Origin of the sequence: Collinsella sp. AF37-9 (assembly GCF_003475115.1) — a bacterium.
In the GTDB taxonomy this organism is placed as follows: Bacteria; Actinomycetota; Coriobacteriia; order Coriobacteriales; family Coriobacteriaceae; genus Collinsella.
On the sequence record NZ_QROQ01000009.1, the window covers coordinates 37,885 to 59,349 of the forward strand.

The window sequence follows — 21,465 nt, forward strand, 5'->3', positions numbered from 1 at the left end:
CCTTTTAACCAACCAAGGAAGCGGCTTTCCCAGGTGCCCGAGGTTGCCGTGAAAGAGACGCGCCGCGTACTTTCGCACGCAAGCGACGGTTTGAACGGCAAGATCGGGTGCCTGGGAAAGCCGCCGGGACGGATAGCCCTAAATGGTTTCCAAGAAGGCCTCGATCCTGGTTTGCAGTTGGCCTGCATCCTCACCGGCGTAGTCGGTCGTGATGTGCATAAACGGAATGCCGGCTTCCTCGGCGGCCTTCTCCACGGCAAACGACTCCATCTCATAGAGCGTGCAGAACTGCAGGGCCACGTCGACGATGCCGTCGGCATGCAGGTCCTTGGCCATCTGGACAATGTCCTTCATACGCTGGTCGTTGGGCGTAAAGACGGCGCAGTTGATCTTAAAGTAGCGCTCGGCGATGGCATCGAGCATCTCGTCCACCGTCTCACCGGACTCGTCGACCAGGTCCTTGTAGTAGCGCGAGCCCGTGCAGGACTCCTCGCCTACCACAACGCCGCCGGCTTTCTCGATGAGGTTGAACAGCTTCCAGTTGGGCACGGCCATGGGCGTGCCGGTGTACAGGATGCGCTTGGTCCCCTTGGGCGCCACGCCCTCGCCAGCCTCGACACGCTGCTCGCACTCAGCCGCCATATCGTTGATGGCTCCGGTCAGACGCGGCGTGTCGTCCATAAAGGCGGCCTGAACGGTCAGTAGGCTGTCGAGACCGCTAATAGGTGCAGGGTCGGCAGCGCGCGTGGCAGCGAGGCGCTGCAGGGCGCGGCGCTTCTCATTGACGGCGTGGATGGCAGCCTTCAGACGCTCGGGCGTAATCTTGACGCCGCACTCTTCCTCGATCTTGGCGGCGAGTTTCTTGACCTCGGCCTTCCAGGTCACGAGCGTCGACTCGTCGTGCACGTTGGGAATATCCATGACGTACATGTTCTTTTGCGTTGCAAAGAACTCGTAGGCCTTCTTCTTGCCATCGCAGGTGTTCTCGCCTACCACTAGGTCACTCGACTCAATGTAGGGGCAGACCTCGCCCAGCTTAAAGCCGGCAAAGCTCTTGATAAGCGGACAGGTGTTGCGCGGCAGATGCTCCTCGACCTTGTCCGTTGCCCAATCGGCACCCGTGCACAGACCAACGGGAATGCCGTCACAGGCAAGCACGATCTCCTCGGGCACGTACACGCAGAACGAGCCCACGATTTTGGTGGCCTCGCCAGCCTCCTTCTTGTCGAGCATCTCCTTAATGCGGCCGCTATGGATGTTGGTGGCCACAAAGTCCAGGTAGGACGTGGACTTGGGGCGATTGTTCTGCGTCAGGAACATGTCGCCGTACATCTGGCCCACGGCGCCCAGCAGCATATCGTGGTCGGCAAGATTCATGCCGAGGCTCTCCCACATCGGATGGAAATCGAATTCTTCAGCCATAACGGTTCCCCTCTCGAACCAAAAACGGATAACAGCGGTATCGATGCACGACGGGCGGCGATTGCCCGGCCGTGCTCAAAACCGGATTTTTAGGGAACCTACTTTGCGGTCGATTATTTAGTTGTGCGTCGTCTCTCCCGGAGCCGTGAACATACCTGCTCATATGCGGCTCCGAGCCATATACAGGGCGCGCGCCGCAATACGACACGAATATGTCATCTGCGGCATCGACGCACCCTCCTATTTCTTATCGAAGGCAATTATACCGGCGGTCGTCGTCCAGACGAACACCGCCGACACACGTACGACAGCATCGGAGCACAAGATGTCTAATGCCCGAACCTACCCTCTGATAATTATTTATCATATTGATAAGGTTTTGTCAGTCTAGATTCGGCAAACGGTCGCGCTTCTAGGCGACCGAGGTCCCGCATGTGACAAAGGGACTGTCCCTTTGTCACATTATCGACAAACCAGATGAATTCTCTTGGCATCGAAGTGCATGCGCAGGGTCTCGTCGGCCTGCGGCAGCTCGTCGGAAGCCACGCTCACCTTGTTGACCTTCCACTGCAGACGCGTGGGCGCATCGACACGTGGCACGTCCAACAGCACCAGCCGCTCAAAGCGCGAATCGCTCACCCGGGCCACGTGTAAGTCGTAGCTGTTACGACCCCGCTCGGCACGGTTGTCAACATGGAAGTAACTTGCGCGAATCCCCAGGTACGCCACATCATCAGGAACCTCGCGACCCACATTAAAGGTCATGCCCCAGTCGAGAGCCTCAACTTCTTCGTCGCCGATCTTGCACGCCCGGCTTGTGTTCTTGCAGCCCGTCAAGCGCAGCGCGGCCAAGGTTTGCGGCCGGCGGACCACATCTTCGACGGAGCCGATCTCCTCCACATGCCCGTTATGCATCACGCAAATGCGCTGGCACAGGCGACACGCTTCGTCGATATCGTGGCTCACGTAGAGCACGGTGCGGTTGCATACGTCGAACAGGTCGAGCATGTTCTGCTCGAGCGCGCTCTTGAGGTAGGCATCGAGCGCGCTCATGGGCTCGTCGAACATAAAAATGCCCGGGTGTGCCGCCACCATGCGCGCAAGCGCCACGCGCTGCTGCTGACCACCCGAGAGGCGTGCGGGATAGCGGTCGGCAAAATCGGCCAGACCAAAAATGCCCAGATAGCGCTCGGCGAGCTTTTTGCGTGCAGCGACGTCACCCGCATCCTGTACGCCGGCGCACACGTTATCGGCCACCGTCATATTGGGAAACAGCTGATAGTTTTGGAACAGCAGGGCGCATTTACGCTCCTGGGGCGATAGGTTGATGCCCGCCGCCGAATCAAAAAAGGTCACGCCGTTGACGACGATCTTGCCCTCGTCGGGCGTCTCCACACCGGCAATGCAGCGCAGCGTGCAGCTCTTGCCGCAACCCGAGGCGCCCAGCAGTGCCACGCGCTCCTCGCCGGCCTCAAGATGCATGTCGAGCACAAACCCGGGATAACGTTTCTTAATATCCAAAACGAGCGACATGGCCTATCGACCTCCCGTCGAGACGGCGTCATCGCGCATGAGCTCGGCCAGCGCCTCGCGATCGATACGCAGCGCATCGCCGCCGACCGGGTCGAGCGAATCGCCCTGTCCGGCGAAATCTTTGGCCTGCCTGCGCTCCGCACGGGAAAGGCCCCGTTCGCGATACTTTTGCGAATGCGCCGTGTACATGTTGATGAACAGGATGACCAGGAAACTGAACACGATTACGACAATGACCCAAAAGAGAGCTACCGACGTGTTGCCGCCCATCCACTCAAAGTAGATGGCGATGGGAATGGTCTGCGTAATGCCGGCATAGTTGCCCGCAAAGAACAGCGTGCAGCCAAACTCTCCCATGGCGCGGGCAAAGGCGAGCACCGTACCGGCGGCAATCGAGGGCCAGCCGAGCGGCATCATAAGCTTGGTAAAGATGCGACGTTCGGACCACCCGAGCGTGCGCGCGGCGTCGAGCATCTGCGTGTCGAGGCTCTCGAAGGCTCCGAGCGCCGTGCGGTAGACCAGCGGAAACGACACAACGACGGCCGAAATGACCGCCGCGGGCCAGGTAAAGACGATCGAGATGCCGTGCGCGATGAGCCACTGGCCCACCCCGGTCGAGCGGCCAAACAGCATGAGGAGCAGAAAGCCGCAGACCGTGGGCGGCAGCACCATAGGAATCGTAAAGACCGAATCGAGCAGGCCCTTGATGCGACTCGAGGTACCCATAGTCTTCCACGCGGCAAACAAGCCCAGTGCAAAGGCAATCAGCAGGGCAAGGCCGCTCGTTTTGATAGACACCCAAAACGGGCGGTAGTCGATGCCGCCTAAAAAGGAGGCCAAAGAGGTCAAGGGCCCCTGCTCATTCCGCAACACGACTGACGATGCTTCTACCATTTGAGCGCTATCAAGCCAACGCGCGCCGCCCTTGGCATCACCCGAGGCCGATGCAATCACCACATAGCGGTCCCCATCCGCACCGCGTTCGTCAAAGCCATAGGTATACCCGCCGGCATCAAACGTTGCTTCCGCCGTGACATACCAAGGAAGATCCACGTCCCCCAGCTGCGCACCTCCCATGCAGTTTGCGCTGTCGAGCTCACAGACGAGGGCCTTGAGGCCCGATACGCACTCGTTGTCCTGCGGATCCAATCCATACTTCTCGACCGCCTTGGGCGATATCCACACCACAACGCGATCGGCAGCAGGCGCCACTACAAGGTCCACGTCCTCGTCAACGGGAAACCGGTAGCCCTCAGGCTGGCCCTCCATGGCACGAGCGGTCCCCTTGGCCAACCGCTCAAAACCCTCGATCCCATAGGAAAGCCCATGAGCGGTCGCAGCAACCTGGGCCCCGTCCTCGGCGTCCCCAGCAAACGCAAATCCCGGCACCCAGCAAAGCGCGAAGGTCAAAGCACAGGCGACAAGCATGCGGAATCTATTAAGCACAAAAAGCTCCAAGAGAATACAAGGACGGAGTTAAACACAAAACGATGGAATTATCGCGCCAAGCCGCACTACGCGGAAAGCTCAAAGCCGTATTTGGCCCAAATCTTCTGGGCCTTCTTGTTGGACAGGCAAAAGTCGATAAACGCCTTGGCCTCGTCGGCATGTTCGGAGCCATCGGCGACAGCGCCCGGATACACGATGGGCTTATGCGAGTCCTCGGGACACACAAAGGCCTCCTCGATGCCGTCGTAGCGGTAGATGTCGGAGCTGTAGACAAAGCCAGCCACGCAGTCGCCTGTAGAGACGTAAGACGCAGCCGTGCCGACCTTGTCGGCCAGGGCCACCTTGTCGGCGATCTCGGGGGCGTACTCGCCGTCGTCGCCCTCGGTGCCGGTGTAGAGGCCCACGGAGGCCAGGGCCTGGTTGGCGTACTTGCCGGCGGGAACGGTCTTGGCGTCGCCAATGGCGATCTTGCCGTCCAGATTCGCGACGTCGGCGATGGCCTCGACCTTGGTGTCGGAGCCCTCAGCGCGAATGATCACGAGGTCGTTGACGAACATATCCTCACGGGTGTCGGCGTCGACGAGCTCGGCGGCCTCGGCGTCATCCATGGTGCCCTTGGAGGCTGTGATGAGCACGTCAACGGCGGCACCGGCGCGCATCTGCTCGACGAGGTCGCCGGAGGCCTTGAACTGCGTGTCGGCAAAGGCGGTGCCGGTCTGGTCGGTATAAAGCTCCTGAACCTCGGGCAGAGCCTTCTCGAGCGAGTTGGCGGCAAAGACCTGCAGCTCGACAGCTTTCTTGGAAGATGCCTTAGCAGAACCGGCATCGGATCCGGCCGGCTCGGACGTATTGTTGCCCGAGCAGCCGGCAAGACCAAGGCCGGCAGCGGCGACAGCAGAAAGCGAGACGAATCCGCGGCGAGAAACCATATCGAACATGTTCAACCCTTTCGGACCTTGTGCCCGGGTACCCCACCGCGAGCTTTATTCTGTAATTAGATTATACTTTCGTGCGAATAATATCAGTGATAAAGATTTCTCGCCTGATAATTTTCTTTTACCAATAACCACGAGACGGCCCGCGCTGTCGATGCATAAAAAGGCGGAGCGACTCGCAAGGTCGCTCCGCCGCAGGTAGTGCGCTTATTTGGTGTGCCCGCCGCCCGCCGTCATCTGGGCCGCATGCTCCAGCTGGTCGCTCACGGCCTCCCAGCTTTCGCGGGCCGCTTTCGTGGATCCCGGAAAGTTGATGACAAGCGTATACCCACGCTGCATGCACACGGCGCGCGAGAGCATGGCGCGGCGCGTCTTGGTCATGGAGTACGCACGGATCGCCTCGGCAATACCCGGCACATCGCGATCGCAGACGGTACGCGCCGCCTCGGGCGTCACATCGCGCATCGAAAGCCCCGTGCCGCCGCAGGTGAGCACGACATTGGCGTGGCACTCATCGGCGGCTTCCACAATGGCATCACCGATCTCGCTGACGTCGTCGCGCACGACCACATGCGAGGCGACCGTCCAGCCCTGCGCCTCGATAAGTTCCTCGAGTGCGGCTCCAGCCTCGTCCTGGGCAAGATCGCGCGTATCCGAGCACGTCACGATCGATATCTTCAGCTCCATAGCATTCCTCTTACAACACGGCGCCCTCGGGCAGGTCGACGCGAACAACGTCCACGACATCGCCCACCTTGAGGTCGCACGGTCCTTCGTCAACACGCAACAGGCAGTTAGCCCGCTGCATCGTGCCGAGCAGCGCCGAATTCTGCGTCTTGGCCTCGGTCACCAACAGCTCACCGGTCTCGGGGTCGCGCAAAACCGTGGCGCGATCGAAGAAGCGGCGATGCTGTCGCTTTTTCACGCCGTGCGTGAGCGTCGCCTGCTGCACGGGACGCGTACCCTCGGCAAAGCCGCGCATCTTGCGGATCGCCGGACGCGCAAGCATCTCAAAGCCTACATACGCCGCGGCCGGATTGCCTGAAAGTCCCAGGTAGGGCTTACCCCCAAGCAAGCCAAACGTGATGGCCTTGCCCGGACGCATCGAGATGCGATCGAACAGCACCTCGCCCTCGCGCCGGACGAGCGCCGTCACGTAGTCGTAGTCGCCTGCCGAGGCGCCACCGCTCGTAATGACAAAATCGCACTCCAGCACGCCGCGATGCACCAGCTCGGCAATCGCCTGCTCATCATCGGGCGCAATGCCGTAGAACACGGGCTCGGCTCCTGCATCGAGCGCTTCGGCCATCAACGCCGACGAGTTGGAGTCGCGAATCTGCCCGCGCGCCGGCAGCTCACCCGGCGCGACCAGCTCCGTGCCCAGCGAGATAATGCCCACACGCGGCGCGGCATGCACCTTCACGCTCGCATACCCGGCGCTCGCCAACAAGCCGGCGCCCGCCGGAGCCACGACCTCGCCGGCGTGCATCACAACATCGCCGGCATGGGCCTCCTCGGCGGCAGAGCGAACGTTCTCCCCTACCTTGGCAGGCGCCGAGAACCTCACACGCGAACCCTCGTTGCCGTCACCGACGAGCACATCGACGATCTCATACTTCACCACGGCATCGGCACCTTCGGGTACCGGCGCGCCCGTCATGATGCGGACCGTCTCGCCCGCGCCGATTGTGCCCTCAAACACATGGCCCGCAGCCTCGTGTCCGATAACGTCGAGCGTCACCGGCGCCTCGCCAGATGCCTGCGCCAAGTCCGCCGAGCGCACGGCATATCCGTCCATAGCGCTGTTGGCAAACGGCGAGATGTCGATATCGGCCACCGCATCCTCTGCCAAGGGAAGACCGGCGGCCTGCCACACGGGAATCTCGACGACTTCGGTGCGATTCACGTGCGACAAGACGATCGCCTGCGCGTCCTCCAACGGAATGAGTTTCTCAGCCATATACACCTCTAGCATGCTGCGGCGCGCAACAAAAGCGCCGATTCTTTATGTTTCTCTCAGTATAATCCCTCGCCGCCTGCTCAAGACCTGGCCCGCGGCCGCGAATACATCTGTCGGCCGCAAGCCGCGAAACAAAACCAAAACCAACCCACCGGCTCGTCGCGTTTACCGCGTTTTATAATGCTCGTGTTGCAACCCAAAAGAGGAACGTATGACTTTTACCGACAAACCCGAAAGCGCAAACGAAGCGCAGGATCATTCTCAGTCGCTCGACGACGGCGGCTTTTTCTCCCTGAACGACGTCATCATGGCCGGCAGGCATCAGCTCACCCGCTCCGAGCATCTCTTGGCCGCCGACACGCGCCGCAACGCCCGCAACCTACTCGCGAGCGCCAAGTTGCTCACACTCGTCGTCATCGTCTCGCTCGCCATGGGCGTTGCCGCCTGGGCGTTTTTGACCTCGCTGAATATCGCGACCGACTATCGCGAGCACCATGCATGGGTCTACGCCTTGCTTCCCGTTGTGGGCGTTGCCACCGCATGGGTGTACAAAAACCACGGCCTTGCCGCCAAACGCGGTAACAACCTGGTCATCGACTCCGCTCTGGGCACACGCCTCATCCATATGCGCATGGCCGTTCTCACCTTCGTCTGCTCCACGCTCACGCACCTAACGGGCGGGTCGGCCGGTCGCGAGGGAGCTGCGGTGCAGATTGGCGGCACCATCGCCAGCAACATCTCGAGCCTCGCCCACCTCAAAAAGCATGACCACCACGACCTCATGCTCGCCGGCATCTCGTCGGCCTTTGGCGCCGTATTCGGTTCACCCCTTGCTGGAGCTTTCTTTGGCATGGAGATGTGCTTTATCGGCAAGATCGACTACACCGCGGGCATCTACTGCCTGGTCGCCTCGTTTACCGGCTACTTTACGTCGCTTGCCTTGGGAACCGAGTACGAGGCGAATGTCATCGCCAGCGTTCCCAACATGACACCACGGACGGTTGTCATCGTAGTCATCAGCGCCATCATCTTTGGTCTCACCGCACGTCTCTTTGCCTGGTCGGTTCGTACCGTCAAGAGCCTGTACGGCCGCTTTATCACCAATTACCTCGTTCGCGCACTCATAGGCGCACTCGTGGTTTTGGCCGCCTACGCCCTCCTCGACGCCTGGGACTACGCCGGCCTTTCCACGTGGCTTTCCGGCGCCGGGTTTGCAGGCAACACCACCCTGGCGGACGCAGCCATCAAGTTGGTCGTCACAGCGCTTACCCTGGGCGCCGGCTTCCAAGGCGGCGAGGTCACGCCTCTGTTTGGCATCGGTGCGGCGCTCGGCGGCTGGATCGGCTGCCTTACCGGGCTTGACCCCAGTTTTCTGGCGGCTCTCGGCATGCTCGGCGTGTTCTGCGCCGGCCTCAACGTGCCCATCACCACCTGCATGATGGCCATCGACCTGTTCCACGGCACGGCCGCCGGGTTCTTTGTCATCGTGGCCTTTATCAGCTACCTAACCGGCGGACACCGCGGCGTGTACCCCGCCCAGCGCATCATCTCACCCAAGCGCCGTTCGCTTATTGTGGATGAGGGCGGTACGGTAGCGGATGCTATCGAGCGCCACAACGACCTGATAGAGTAGATGTAATAATCGCCGTGCAGCCACAATCGGGGCTAATTCGACCTGAGCGCGACCGCACCGTCATGTCACACGCCGGGAGTCGCCCCATGCACGCAACTGATTTTGGTCGCACGCTCATCATCGCCAACCCAGCCGCCCAGTCGGGTGCGGCACGCGAAGTTGCCGAACGCCTGCAACGCTTTTTGGACATGACTGCACGCGCATCCCAGTTTGACCTGGTGTTGACCGAGCGTATGGGACACGCCAAGGAGCTGGCCGCACAGGCTCAGGGCTATCGCACCGTTATCGCACTCGGCGGCGACGGCGTGATTCACGAGGTCGTCAACGGGCTTATGACGCAAAAGGAGAACGCCCGCCCCGCTCTTGCCGTCCTGCCCGTGGGCTCCGGCAACGATTTTGCCCAGACGCTCGGCATCGACGATTTCTCCGGCAAGGATTTTGGCGCGCTGCTCACCTGCGAGCTGCAGCGTCAGGATATCGGGCGCATTCGCTCGTGGAGCCCTGCGAGCGGCAGCGGCGAGGCTACCGTTGAGTACTACGACCAGACGCTCTCGGTCGGCATCGATGCTGCCATCGGCCTTAGCACCACCGAGCTGCGCAAAAAGACCGGCTTGACGGGCGCGCCGCTCTACACCCTCTCGGGACTTGAGCAGTTTGGCCTACGCTATCGCAACTATCCTATGACAGTCAGCTTTGACGGCGCGCCCACAGAGCGCGTGAGGGCGATCATTATGGCGATACAGCTGGGCCCCACGTATGGCTCGGGCTATCGCATCTGCCCCGATGCCGACCCCTGCGACGGCATGCTCGACGTCTGCTACGCCTGCGGCCCCGTCCCTCGCGCGGTAGCCCTGCCTATGTTCCTTTCGGCCAAGGACGGCCACCATACCAAGTTGCCACCGGTTCGCATGCGCCGCTGCCGCCATGCCGAGCTAACTTTTGAGGAGCCCGACTACCCCATCCAGGCCGACGGCGAGCCCATCGTCGCCTCGCGCATCGAAGTCGACATCCTACCCGGCGCCCTCCAAGTCTGGCACCCCACCCGCTAGCAAGACCAGCGAAACAATCGGCTACTCGTCGCTCCCCGGCTTGCGACGGTTAGCCTTTTTAATCGCATTGAAGTGCTTGTCGTTGAGCCTGCGCTGGCGCGATCGCTGGGGCACTTTGGTCTTGACGCGACGGCGCGGCGGACGGCCACGACGCTCAAGCTCTGCGCGCAGCTTACGCAGGCAGCTCGCGCGATTCTGAAACTGACTACGGCTCTCGCGCGCCGTCACGACAATCCCCGTGGGCCCATGTTTCATGCGCACAGCAGAGTCCGTCGTGTTGACGCCTTGTCCGCCCGGACCCGTCGCGCGAAACACCTGCACCTCGCAATCGCGCGCCAACTCCTCGGCCGACATCTCGGCATAGCGCGCATACTCGCGCCACCCCATCTTGTTCTCATCCATATCAACACCTCCCCTCATACAAAAAATGTGACAAAGGGACAGTCCCTTTGTCACATCGCATACCAATCGCTTGTGTTGCGCGCTTAGGCGAAGGTGATCTCGCCGGTCTCGCAGTCCATATCGGCGATACGGGCCAGGCTCTCAACGCGGAAGCCGCGCTCGCGGAGCTTATCGCCACCGCCCTGGAAGCCCTTCTCCACCGCAATGCCAATACCGGATACCTCGGCACCCGCAGCCTCGCAGATCTTGATAAGACCCTCGAGCGCGCAGCCGTTGGCCAAGAAGTCGTCGATGATCAGGACCTTGTCGCCCTCGGACAGAAAACGCTTACCAACGATGACCGGGTACTCCTTCTGCTTAGTAAAGGAGTAGATGGTCGTGGCATACTGCTCGCCGTCGAGGTTGATGGACTGTGCCTTCTTGGCAAAGACCACCGGCACGCCGCCAAAATGCTGGGCTGCGATGCAAGCCATGCCAATGCCCGAAGCCTCAATCGTCAGGATCTTGTTGATCTCGGCACCCTCGAACAGACGGGCCCACTCGGCACCCATGTGGTCGAACAGCTCAACGTCGCACTGGTGGTTGAGGAAGGCATCAACCTTAAGGACGTTACCGGCCTTTACGATGCCGTCATGGCGAATACGATCCTCAAGCTCCTGCATGGCGCAACCCCTTCTCGCGGCAACGATACCGCGCGATTAATAAACGTTGTTCGATAGTCTACCACGGACCGACCCCCGCCCGTCCCACAAGCCACATCGCACCACAAACCAGTCTTTTTGGGACGGCGCGAATCGTGGCAGACAGCCTCCCAACACGCTAATGGCGGGCGCGCATCTTCACCAAACGCACCATGGCGAGCGCAAAGCCCACGGCTGCCACGGCCATCAACACATAGAACACCGAACGAAAACCAAACAGGAACACATCCGGACGGCCCGCAACAAAACTGGTCACGGCCTCGCCCATCGCCACGCTCATCTGCCCATACAGGATATGCGACGCCGCCGTAATGCCGAGTGCCATGCCGGCGTATCGCGCCAAACTGCCCAAGCTGCCCGCAAAACCGAGTGCTTCGCGAGGAGCTGAGCCCATATACAGCGAGTTATTGGGGCTCTGGAAAATCGACGTACCGCACGACATAAACGCGACGCAACACACGATCACAGGGATAGAAGAGCGCTCGTCAAGCGTGCTTACCGCAAAGAGACCGCACACGTACACGCCTAGACCGACCGCCGTGGGTCCCTCGCAGCCAACGCGGTCCGAAACCGTACCCGAAAGCGGGCCGATAAAGGCATTCACCATCGGCAGCGCCAAAAAGAGTAGTCCAGAGATATCGGAACCAAAGCCGTGAGCGTCCTGAAAATAGAACGGCAGGATAAACTCGGATGCGCCAATACCAACGAACACGATGAGCATGCAAGCAAGGTTGATGGTGAAGGCCGAATTTGCAAAGCAGCGACGAGCAGCCTCAATCAGGGACATGGGGCGCTCGCCGGCCTCCGGCTTAACATGCGGTAGTGTATAGAGTCCCACGATAAACGAGATGACGCCAATGGGCAGGTTGATGAGGAAGATGCTCTCCCAGGGAAAGCTTGCCACCAGCATGCCGCCCAGCACGGGGCCACACATCATGCCGAGGGCCACGAAGGTCGCGAGAATACCCATGGCACGACCGCGCTCGCGCGCCGGAAACGACTCGGTGATGATACCCATGTTGTTAGCCATGGCCGCCGCGCAGCCGACGCCCTGCACAATGCGTGCCAGAATAAGAACTTCTAGCGAACTCGAAAGGCCGCAAAGCAGCGAGCCGACCGTAAAAACGATTACGCCCAGCTGGAATACGCCCACCTTGCCGCGCACGTCGCCCAAGCGGCCAAACGGCAGCATAGCCACGCATGTCGCAAGCAGGTACACCGAGCTCACCAGCTGGATGCGGTCGAGGCCCACGCCCAGCTCCTTTTGCATCACGGGCAACGCCACGGTCACGACGGTCGAATCCAGACACGACATAAACGTCATGATGAGCACGGTAAACAGAATCGCCCATTTGTTCTTGCCATGGGTATCGCCCTCAAGGGCAATGTGCTCGCGGCGCAGCTGCTCTGCAGTTTTCTCCATATCCATCCTTTCGAGTGGTGCAACGCAAAAACGGGGCCCCAATCGCCTGCGAACAGTCGCGATTGGGGTCCCGCCTACGGAATCGGAACTATATGTCACCGGAACCCCAAGAGGCTCCGTCGCTTCATACGAGAAGCTAGCCTAGCACTGCTCGAGCGCCTGCTCAAGGTCGGCAATCAGATCGGCCGTATCCTCGAGGCCGCACGACAGGCGCACCATGTCGGCGGAGATGCCACAGGCGATGAGCTCCTCATCGTTCATCTGGCGGTGTGTGGCATTAGCGGGATGCAGGCAGCAGGTGCGGGCGTCAGCCACATGCGTGGCGATCTGGGCAAGTTTAAGGCTCTTCATAAAGGTCTCGGCCGCCGCGCGACCACCGTTAAAGCCAAAGCTCACCACGCCGCAGGTACCGTTAGGCATGTACTTCTGAGCGATGTCATAGTACTTATCGCCCTCCAGGCCCGGATAGCTTACAAAGCGCACCTTGGGATGGCTCTGCAGGAACTTAGCAACGGCCAGGCCGTTCTCACAATGACGCGGCATACGCACATGCAGGCTCTCGAGCGAGCTATTCAGGAAAAACGCCGCCTGCGGGTTCTGCATGGGGCCGAGGTCGCGCATGAGCTGAGCGGTTGCCTTGGTAATGAAGGCACCCTCGCGACCGAACTTCTCGGCATAGGTCACGCCGTGATAGCTCTCGTCGGGCGTGGTGAGACCCGGGAACTTGTCTGCATGGGCCATCCAGTCAAACTGGCCGTGGTCGACGATCACGCCACCCAGGTAGGCAGCATGTCCATCCATGTACTTGGTGGTGGAGTGCGTAACGATGTCGGCGCCCCACTCAAAGGGACGGCACATCACGGGCGTCGGGAAGGTGTTGTCGACCATCAGCGGCACGCCGTGGTCATGTGCGGCCTTGGCAAAGCGCTCAATATCGAGCACGGCAAGGGCGGGGTTGGCGATCGTCTCGCCAAAGACGAGCTTGGTGTTGGGCCGGAAGGCTGCCTCCAGCTCCTCATCGGTGCAGTCGGGGGCGACAAACGTGCAAGTCACGCCCATGCGGCCCATGGTGTGGGCGAGCAGGTTATACGTACCGCCATAAATAGCAGAGCTAGCGACCACATGATCGCCGGCACCGGCCACGTTAAAGATCGCGAGGAAGTTCGCGGCCATGCCCGAACTCGTGAGCATCGCAGCGGTGCCGCCCTCCATCTCACAGATCTTGGCGGCAACGAGATCGCATGTGGGGTTCTGCAGACGACTGTAGAAGTAACCAGACTCCTCCAGGTCAAACAGCTTGCCCATGTGCTCGGACGTGTCGTACTTCCACGTGGTGGACTGGTAGATGGGCACCTGGCGCGGCTCCGCGTCGCCCGGGTGATAGCCGCCCTGAACACATGTAGTACCGATGGTCTGCTCGCTCATATCCAACTCCCTTACTTGGGTTTTGTTTTTATTCGGTTCACGATACCGCTACCCCGCACCCCTCTCAACCCATCCCGCCGATAGGTTATGGGACAAATTAATCAGGTTTATTTGTCCCAAATCTTAAGAAAGTGTTCGATGGCGAAAAACAATGAGATATGCACTGCGGTCTCGATAAGCGAATGCGCCGGCAAGGGTACCATAGGCGGGTACACCATGAACAAGGAGACAACGATGAAGCAGATCGATACCACCCAGCTCAACACTGCCGCCTGCCAGGCTCAGGCTGCCGAGTACCACGCCCGCGGCTTTAACTGCGCCCAGGCTGTCGCTTGCACGCTCGCGCCCGCTGTGGGGCTCGACCCCCAGATCGCCTTTACCCTCACCGAGGGCTTTGGCGCCGGCATGGGCGGCATGACCGAGACCTGCGGCGCCATCTCGGGCGCCGTGGCCATCATGGGCTTTGTGATGAGCGATGGTATGGAGAACCCCAAGACCAAGGGCCAGACCTACAAGCTGTCGCGCGAGATTGCCAAGCGCTTTGGCGAGAAGAACACCACGACCGTCTGCGGCACGCTCAAAGGCGTCGGATCGGACCAGGGTCCGCTCCGCAGCTGCCCCGGCTGCATCGACGACGCCGTCGACATCGCCTGCGATGTGCTAAAGCAGCTCGCCGAGTAAACGGCGACAACATAAAACGACGGCCGGCGCGCTTGGGATTCATCCAAAAGCACGCCGGCCGTCGTCGTTAGAACTCAGCAAACTCGGGAGCGCTGACCTCAATCTCCTCACGCCCCGCCATAAGCTCGCGCATCTTAACGCAAAACGGCTCCTGCTCCCCCGCCTTAAACACCAAATGAATCGTCACGGCATCCGCGTAATCGGTATCCGAAACCTTGGCATCCGAATCCTGGGCCAAACGAAGCACTTGCTCATACTGCGGATAGGCCACACGCACATCAACCGGCACGACGCTCGTCATCTCAACGATCTGCCCGGCTTCCTGAGCCGCAGCCACCGCCGTCTGCGTCGCCGCGGTATAGGCGCGTACCAAGCCACCAGGTCCCAACAACGTACCACCAAAATAGCGTGTCACTACGCAGCAAACATTTTTGAGCCCCGCACCGCGCAGCACCTCGAGCGTCGGCATACCACTCGTGCGGCTCGGTTCACCATCATCGCTCTGGCGCTCGCGTCCATCGACCAAAATCCACGCGGGAACATTGTGTCGAGCGTCATAATGACGCTTGCGAACCATCTCGATAAAGGCATTCGCCTCGTCCTCGGACTCAATATGGACCAGCTGGGCAATAAACCGGCTCTTGCGGTCCACAAACTCGCCCGAAACCTCAATATTCGATTGCAGAGTAAAATAGCTGTCCAACAAAGCCCCTCAACAAAATAAAGCGCAGCAACAAACAGCCTCAATAATACGGCAAAGGCCGTACCGATTGTCAGGGTAACAAAAATGCCAAGTGGGCCTGTAAGCCGGGTTCTGTCGTGAACGGTCATTTATCTTGTCTGCACGTTACCGTGCAGCTCCACGCACGCTACCCGAACGCGGACCGGGCCGGCCCATAGCGTTCCTATTCGCGCTTGCTCCGGATGGGGCTTGCCAAGCCGCCGTGTTGCCACGACGCTGGTGGTCTCTTACACCACCGTTTCAGCTTTTCCCTTTACGCCTTGCGACGCAGGTGGGAGTCTTCTTTTCTGCGGCGCTTTCCGTCGGATCACTCCGCCCGGCCGTTAGCCGGCATCCCGCCCTCTGGAGCCCGGACTTTCCTCACGCGTACCGCAAGCAGTACATCGCGCGACCGTCTGGCCCACTCAGCAGTGCAAGAGTGTAGCACACCGCCGCCACAGGCAACGGCACAACACAAGCGCTCGACACGATAAACCAAGAAGCGCCCATGCGCTACAATAATCCCGTCGATGGGCAACGTTGTCAGTCGAGACGCGACCGCGCTCCGCACCCCTCCGTCTACTCGGTGCGTTCCCGCCTCCTCCCCGAGGCGGGATGTCGGCTTTTTTCATGCACCGACAATTCAATAGCCTGTGGACAGCCCGGCAGCATTGCGCATCTCGGTGCCAAATGCAAAAAGGGACCCGTCCATTACGGACGGATCCCTTAAAACAAGTGATCGTCAAACCGATTTACTCGGCGTCAGTCTCCTCGTCCTTCTTCTCGGAAGGCAGCGGGGTAACCTCGATCTCGACGCCCAGAGTCTCAGCAGCGGACTTCATGGACAGGGAGATACGACGACGGTCGAGGTCGATCTCCATGACCTTGACCTGAACCTTGTCGCCCACGTGGGTGACCTGAGAAGGCTGATCGACGTGCTTGTTGGCCATCTCGGAGATGTGCACCAGGCCCTCGATGCCCTCGCCCAGGTCGACGAAAGCGCCGAACGGGACAAGCTTGGTCACAGTGCCCTCGACGATAGCGCCGACGGGATACTTCTTGACCAGTGCGCGCCACGGATCCTCGGTGGTCTGCTTGAGACCCAGGGAGATGCGCTCGCGGTTGAGGTCGACGTCGAGAACCTCGACCTCGACCTCCTGGCCGACCTTGACAACCTCGGAAGGATGGTTGACGTGGTTCCAGGAGAGCTCGGAGATGTGGATGAGGCCGTCGATACCGCCGAGGTCGACGAAGGCGCCGAAGTCGACGATGGAGGAAACGGTGCCCTGGAGACGCATGCCAGACTTGAGCTTGGACAGGATCTCGGAACGCTCGGCCTTACGGGACTCCTCGAGCACGACGCGACGGGAGAGGACGACGTTGTTGCGGTTGCGGTCCATCTCGATGACGCGAGCCTCGATGCGGGTGCCCATGTAGGAGGTGAGGTCCTTGACGCGACGGAGGTCGACGAGGGAAGCGGGCAGGAAGCCACGCAGGCCGATGTCGAGGATCAGGCCGCCCTTGACAACCTCGATAACCTCGCCCTCGACGTTCTCGCCGGAGTTGAACTTCTCCTCGATGCGGTTCCAAGCACGCTCGTACTCGGCACGCTTCTTGGACAGGACCAGACGACCGTCCTTGTCCTCCTTCTGGAGAACGAGGGCCTCGATGGGATCACCGAGTGCAACGATGTCTGCAGGGTTAGCGTCCTTGCGGATGGACAGCTCGCGGACCGGGATAACGCCCTCGGACTTAAATCCGATGTCAACGAGCACCTCGTCATGCTCGATCTTAACGACAGTGCCGTTAACGAGATCGCCCTCATCAAAGTCGGTAATCGTACCGTCGATGAGGTTGTTCATCTCCTCCTCGTTGACATCGTCAAGAGAGAAAATGGACGAGTTCTGAATCTCACTCAAAGGTGGACCCCTTTCGAACTACGGGGCCCCGATTGCTAGGACCTACAGAAGGGTGCGACAAGCACACAACGTTTAGGAACACTCGGGAGCCGACAGATACTGATGTGACGCTTATGCAATCACGTCCGTATAGATTACGGGGAAATCACTTCGATTTCAAGCGTGAACTGCGATTTTTTACTCGTATGGAGACTTTTTCGCAATCTTATGAACACACGTCTCCACAACTTGACGATAACCAGCCAGGCATTTGGCTTTGGGGTAAAGTATCCGGAGCCAACGACTCTAGATCAAATTTACGAGAAAGGTGCCCGCGTGCTCAAAGCAGTCGTTTTCGATATGGACGAGACGCTTCTTAGCATCAACCTCAACGCATTCATCCTTCGCTATTTTAAGGATGTCTCGTCGATGCTCGCGGATATCGGGCGACGCAGCCGAGGCGGCACGATGGCACGCCTAGGCACAATTCTGGTCGATCTCAACGCCAATCGCCGCAGCAGCACGGACAATCGCACCAATCTTGAGTTCTACCAGAAAGAGGTTGAGCGCCGGTGTGGAATCTGCCTCTCCGACCCCCTCATCTACGAGGCGTCTACCTACTACGACCGCGAAGTCCTGCCACACAAGAACGATGACATGATCAATGCGAGAGCCATGCCAGGCGCACATGCCGCGCTCCAGGCCGTACAGGATGCAGGACTGCGCTGCGCGCTCTTTACCAACCCCAGCTTTCCGCAGGGGGCCATCGAATGCCGCATGGGCTGGGGCGAGCTGACAGACGCGCCCTTCGAGCTCGTAACGCACATGGGCAACGCCACGCGCTGCAAGCCCGATGCCACATATTATCTAGAGCAGCTGCAGGTCATGGGGCTCGAGCCACATGAGGTCCTCATGGTGGGCAACGACCCCAAGCGCGATTTCCCCAGCCCCGACTGCGGTATTCAAACCGCCTATGTGGGCCAAGGAAAGCCCGGCCGAGCCACCTGGCGTGGAACCATGGAAGACTTCGCCCGCGACTTCAACGCCGTAATCGAAGCCTTCTACGAACACCAAGTAGCCGACGAACTGAGCTAACGTTCAGACTTAATAGTCGTTGGGGACGTTCTTAAATGACTAGTCAAACAAGAACGTCCCCAACGACTAGTCATTTAAGAACGTCCCCAATGACTACCCCGATGTTTAGGCAAAGTCAGCGAAAACCCGCCAGAGCGAGCAAGGTGCCTTGAAACGAAGCGGCATTGATCTTTTGATCATGCCGCCGAAGTTGAAAGGCAGATTGCCGCTCTGGCGGGTTTGCAGCGTCGAGCCGTTACGCGGGTTGGTAAACCCGCGTAACTAACGAACTAGCACACTCGAGTCTTGCCGATCATGATGTTGAGGATCTCGACGTCGGTATCTTTCATGCCCACACGGCCTACGTAGCCCATACTGGCGATTGTCTGCTCAACGGTATCTTGGATCAGGCCCTCGCCGGCGCGGAAGCCGCGACCCTGCATGGCCATATCATGGCCCAGAATCGCTGCATCGACGGCAGCCGAGATCTTGGCGGCACAGCTCGCCTTGGCGCCGTCGCACACGATGCCGCCCACGTTACCGAGCGTATTCGAGACCGTCGCGCCAATCTGCTCGCGCGTGCCACCGCACAGCCAGGTAATCGCAGCGCCGGCGCCGCACGCGGCGCAAATAGCACCGCAAAACGCCGAAAGCGCACCAATATAGCTCTTGATATGCACGGCGATAAGATCGGACAGCATCACGGCGCGCACCAGACGCTCGTGGTCGCAGCGCAGGTACTCGGCATACTCCATGACGGGCAGTGCGCAGGTAATGCCCTGATTGCCCGAGCCGCACACAATGGCGACCGGCAGCGCGCAACCGTTCATGCGGGCGTCGGACCCGGCGGCCGCACGGGCACGGGCACGGCAGGCGACGTCATCGGCACGAGCACCCAGCAGCGTACGACCCACCTCGGCGCCCCAAGCGTGCGCAAGGCCCTCGGCACTGATTGCGCCATTCAGCTCAATCTGACGCTCAACGGCAGCGCGGGCGCCCTCAATGTCACCGTCCTCGATAAAGTCGATGATGGAATCAATGGACATGGGCGTATCGGCGTTATCTGCCGCACGCTCGGCCACCACGCGCTCGGCGCAGGCGGCGCACTCCCCCGCCGACTTGCCGCATACCGGAATACCATCGAGCGTATGGCACGTGACATTAGTGTGGTGATCGGTAATCTCGACGACCGCGGTATGGCCCCCGGCCGTCGCAGTCACCTTGATGTAGAGGTTGGGCACACCCTCGACAAGCGACACATCGCAGTAGCCAGCGTCGGCGAGGAGCTCGGCCACGCGAGCGCGGTCTTCATCGTTAACGCTCTCGAGCACCTCGAGCGCGCTCTTAGCGTCGCCGCCCACGGCACCCAGCACGGCCGCGGCTTCAATACCGTGCATACCGCCCGAGTTGGGCACGGTCACGCTCTTAACGTTCTTGATAATGTTGCCCGAGCAGGCAACATCCATATGATCGGGTTCGCAACCGAGCGTCTGGCTCGCCAGCGCCGCTGCATAGGCAACGGCAATGGGCTCGGTGCAGCCGAGTGCACAGACAAGCTCGCGGTTCAAAACATCGCAAAACGCGGCATCACGGATGGAATCGGTAGGCATAGGTATCTCCTGCTTGCATAACGGGCTGGACTCTCAAAAAAGTTGGCTCCTTTATTTGATAACAATGCATCAAAAACCGCAACCATGGTTCCGGCGGACGGCGCTCAAGCACAAACTGGCGGCATTCATTCATGAAATGCGGGTCTTGTTGCCTGCTAAAGCGTTTGATCAAAAAACGCCCGAGCGTTTACACAAAAGTCGCGCTATCATGCAGTCGAACGCGGTAAACACCTTTAGCATTTGCGCCGCACAGACCAGAGAGGAACCATCTATGAAGATCGGTATCGGTAACGACCACGCCGCCGTCGAGCTCAAGAACATCATTTCCGAGCACCTGAAGGAGCGCGGCTGCGAGGTCGTGAACTTTGGCACCGACACCTCCGAGAGCTTTGACTACCCCATCGCCGGCTACAAGGTGGGTAAGGCCGTTGCCAACGGCGACGTCGACCTGGGCATCCTGATCTGCGGTACCGGCGTCGGGATCAGCCTGGCTGCCAACAAGGTCGAGGGCGTACGCGCCGTCGTGTGCTCCGAGCCCTTCAGCGCCAAGCTCTCCCGCATGCACAACAACACCAACGTGCTCGCCTTTGGCGCCCGCGTCGTTGGCTCCGAGCTCGCTAAGATGATCGTCGACGAGTGGCTCGACGCCGAGTTCGAGGGCGGCCGCCACGAGCGTCGCGTCAACCTCCTCAACGAGATCGACCAGACCCGCGGCCTTAAGGTCGTCGACGAGGCCTAAGCCGCTCAGCGCCACATGCCAACAGCAAGGGGCCCGCTCGGAGCACATGTCCGAGCGGGCCCCTTCTTAGTAGCTTTTTGAATAAAAAGAGCGCCGCGGATGGAGTTCCGCGGCGCCCAAGCCACACGCTAACAGCTTTAAGGAGTCAAAGCTGGTTTAGCCAAAGAAGCGCTTGATCTCGATCTCGGCGTTCTCCAGGCAGTCGGAGCCGTGAATCACGTTGGCGTTGACATCGACGGCGAAGTCGCCGCGGATGGTGCCGGGCGCAGCATCAAGCGGGTTGGTAGCGCCCATAAGGGTGCGCATCTTGGAAACAGCGGAGAGACCGGAAACGACCATCTTGACGACCGGACCGCTCGTCATAAAGTCGCAGAGACCGCCAAAGAAGGGCTTGTCGGCCAGATGGGCGTAGTGCTCCTCGACGGTAGCGCGCTCGAGCGTGGTCATCTCCATGCGCTCGATGACAAGGCCGCTACGCTCAATACGAGCAACGATCTCGCCGATCTTGCGATCGCGCACCGCGTCGGGCTTAATCATGATGAAGGTCTTCTCGATAGCCATAAGGTAGCCTTTCAAGTAGGTTCGCGCGTGCCCAAGTCCCATTCCGGCACCCGCCTGGACTGCATCGTAACAGAGTTTTAGCTGCAGTTAAACAAAAAGCTGTTTATTGAAACGCTGCAATTTATTAAAGCGCTCCATATGTGTCACTTCTGTTTCGAAGCCCGATTAGAGTACCATCCGACCGCTCATCAACCACATGGAACAGAGCGGGCGGTCGGTTGCCACCCGCGAACGTACCCCCTTCACAAC

The 21,465-nt window shown here is 60.1% G+C and carries 18 protein-coding genes, 1 other RNA gene and 1 pseudogene; 5 read left to right on the plus strand and 15 right to left on the minus strand.

The window, feature by feature from the left end; all coding sequences use genetic code 11:
• Positions 1 to 138: 138 nt before the first annotated feature.
• The 6 genes from DW024_RS04335 to glp all read right to left on the minus strand — a co-directional run bounded on the left by DW024_RS04335 (position 139) and on the right by glp (position 7,299).
• The gene (locus tag DW024_RS04335; RefSeq protein ID WP_117854997.1) at positions 139 to 1,422 is read right to left on the minus strand and encodes a double-cubane-cluster-containing anaerobic reductase; all 1,284 of its coding nucleotides are present in this window, start codon (positions 1,420 to 1,422) and stop codon (positions 139 to 141) included.
• Between the two features lie 462 nt (positions 1,423 to 1,884).
• Positions 1,885 to 2,955, minus strand: a complete 1,071-nt coding sequence (locus tag DW024_RS04340) for a sulfate/molybdate ABC transporter ATP-binding protein (RefSeq protein WP_118377057.1) — start codon at positions 2,953 to 2,955, stop codon at positions 1,885 to 1,887.
• 3 nt (positions 2,956 to 2,958) lie between these two features.
• On the minus strand, positions 2,959 to 4,401 hold the full coding sequence (modB, locus tag DW024_RS04345; RefSeq protein WP_233541331.1) for a molybdate ABC transporter permease subunit: 1,443 nt from the start codon (positions 4,399 to 4,401) through the stop codon (positions 2,959 to 2,961).
• Between the two features lie 68 nt (positions 4,402 to 4,469).
• Positions 4,470 to 5,342: a molybdate ABC transporter substrate-binding protein gene (gene modA, locus DW024_RS04350; protein WP_117773612.1), complete on the minus strand. Its 873-nt coding sequence runs from the start codon at positions 5,340 to 5,342 to the stop codon at positions 4,470 to 4,472.
• 204 nt (positions 5,343 to 5,546) lie between these two features.
• A complete protein-coding gene (locus DW024_RS04355; RefSeq protein ID WP_118377059.1) occupies positions 5,547 to 6,026 on the minus strand; it encodes a molybdenum cofactor biosynthesis protein B in 480 nt (159 codons plus the stop codon).
• 10 nt (positions 6,027 to 6,036) lie between these two features.
• Positions 6,037 to 7,299, minus strand: a complete 1,263-nt coding sequence (gene glp / locus DW024_RS04360) for a gephyrin-like molybdotransferase Glp (protein WP_118377060.1) — start codon at positions 7,297 to 7,299, stop codon at positions 6,037 to 6,039.
• A 211-nt stretch (positions 7,300 to 7,510) separates the two neighbouring features.
• On the opposite strand from glp, the gene DW024_RS04365 reads away from it, so the two are divergent.
• On the plus strand, positions 7,511 to 8,932 hold the full coding sequence (locus DW024_RS04365) for a chloride channel protein (protein WP_192934557.1): 1,422 nt from the start codon (positions 7,511 to 7,513) through the stop codon (positions 8,930 to 8,932).
• Between the two features lie 86 nt (positions 8,933 to 9,018).
• A complete protein-coding gene (locus DW024_RS04370) occupies positions 9,019 to 9,981 on the plus strand; it encodes a diacylglycerol kinase family protein (RefSeq protein WP_118065238.1) in 963 nt (320 codons plus the stop codon).
• A 21-nt stretch (positions 9,982 to 10,002) separates the two neighbouring features.
• On the opposite strand, the pseudogene DW024_RS04375 reads toward DW024_RS04370, so the two are convergent.
• The 4 genes and pseudogenes from DW024_RS04375 to DW024_RS04390 form a co-directional block, all read right to left on the minus strand.
• Positions 10,003 to 10,311, minus strand: a pseudogene (locus tag DW024_RS04375) (peptide chain release factor-like protein); the annotation flags it as partial.
• A gap of 155 nt (positions 10,312 to 10,466) precedes the next feature.
• The gene (locus tag DW024_RS04380; protein WP_118065236.1) at positions 10,467 to 11,045 is read right to left on the minus strand and encodes a xanthine phosphoribosyltransferase; all 579 of its coding nucleotides are present in this window, start codon (positions 11,043 to 11,045) and stop codon (positions 10,467 to 10,469) included.
• A gap of 157 nt (positions 11,046 to 11,202) precedes the next feature.
• A complete protein-coding gene (locus tag DW024_RS04385; protein ID WP_118065234.1) occupies positions 11,203 to 12,507 on the minus strand; it encodes an MFS transporter in 1,305 nt (434 codons plus the stop codon).
• Between the two features lie 141 nt (positions 12,508 to 12,648).
• The gene (locus DW024_RS04390) at positions 12,649 to 13,932 is read right to left on the minus strand and encodes an O-acetylhomoserine aminocarboxypropyltransferase/cysteine synthase family protein (protein WP_118065232.1); all 1,284 of its coding nucleotides are present in this window, start codon (positions 13,930 to 13,932) and stop codon (positions 12,649 to 12,651) included.
• A 234-nt stretch (positions 13,933 to 14,166) separates the two neighbouring features.
• On the opposite strand from DW024_RS04390, the gene DW024_RS04395 reads away from it, so the two are divergent.
• Positions 14,167 to 14,613 carry a C-GCAxxG-C-C family protein gene (locus tag DW024_RS04395; RefSeq protein ID WP_089571609.1) on the plus strand — a complete coding sequence of 149 codons (447 nt, stop codon included), beginning with the start codon at positions 14,167 to 14,169 and terminating at the stop codon, positions 14,611 to 14,613.
• A 67-nt stretch (positions 14,614 to 14,680) separates the two neighbouring features.
• On the opposite strand, the gene DW024_RS04400 is transcribed toward DW024_RS04395, so the two are convergent.
• From DW024_RS04400 to rpsA, 3 genes are all read right to left on the minus strand, one after another.
• A complete protein-coding gene (locus tag DW024_RS04400; protein WP_199576928.1) occupies positions 14,681 to 15,319 on the minus strand; it encodes a YigZ family protein in 639 nt (212 codons plus the stop codon).
• 81 nt (positions 15,320 to 15,400) lie between these two features.
• Positions 15,401 to 15,762, minus strand: an RNA gene (gene rnpB / locus DW024_RS04405) — RNase P RNA component class A.
• Between the two features lie 324 nt (positions 15,763 to 16,086).
• A complete protein-coding gene (rpsA, locus tag DW024_RS04410; protein ID WP_022095232.1) occupies positions 16,087 to 17,253 on the minus strand; it encodes a 30S ribosomal protein S1 in 1,167 nt (388 codons plus the stop codon).
• A gap of 315 nt (positions 17,254 to 17,568) precedes the next feature.
• On the opposite strand from rpsA, the gene DW024_RS04415 reads away from it, so the two are divergent.
• A complete protein-coding gene (locus tag DW024_RS04415; RefSeq protein ID WP_118065228.1) occupies positions 17,569 to 18,327 on the plus strand; it encodes an HAD family hydrolase in 759 nt (252 codons plus the stop codon).
• 269 nt (positions 18,328 to 18,596) lie between these two features.
• Here the strand turns inward: DW024_RS04415 and DW024_RS04420 are convergent, their stop codons facing one another.
• Entirely contained in the window at positions 18,597 to 19,916 is a 1,320-nt protein-coding gene (locus DW024_RS04420; RefSeq protein ID WP_118065226.1) for a serine dehydratase subunit alpha family protein, read from the minus strand.
• A gap of 271 nt (positions 19,917 to 20,187) precedes the next feature.
• Here DW024_RS04420 and rpiB point away from each other — a divergent pair, with 271 nt between their 5' ends.
• Positions 20,188 to 20,655 (plus strand): ribose 5-phosphate isomerase B, encoded by a 468-nt coding sequence (gene rpiB / locus DW024_RS04425; protein ID WP_055251633.1) that lies wholly within the window; start codon positions 20,188 to 20,190, stop codon positions 20,653 to 20,655.
• A 156-nt stretch (positions 20,656 to 20,811) separates the two neighbouring features.
• Here rpiB and ndk read toward each other — a convergent pair whose 3' ends face one another.
• Positions 20,812 to 21,216 (minus strand): nucleoside-diphosphate kinase, encoded by a 405-nt coding sequence (ndk, locus tag DW024_RS04430; RefSeq protein WP_055251725.1) that lies wholly within the window; start codon positions 21,214 to 21,216, stop codon positions 20,812 to 20,814.
• Between the last annotated feature and the right edge of the window lie 249 nt (positions 21,217 to 21,465).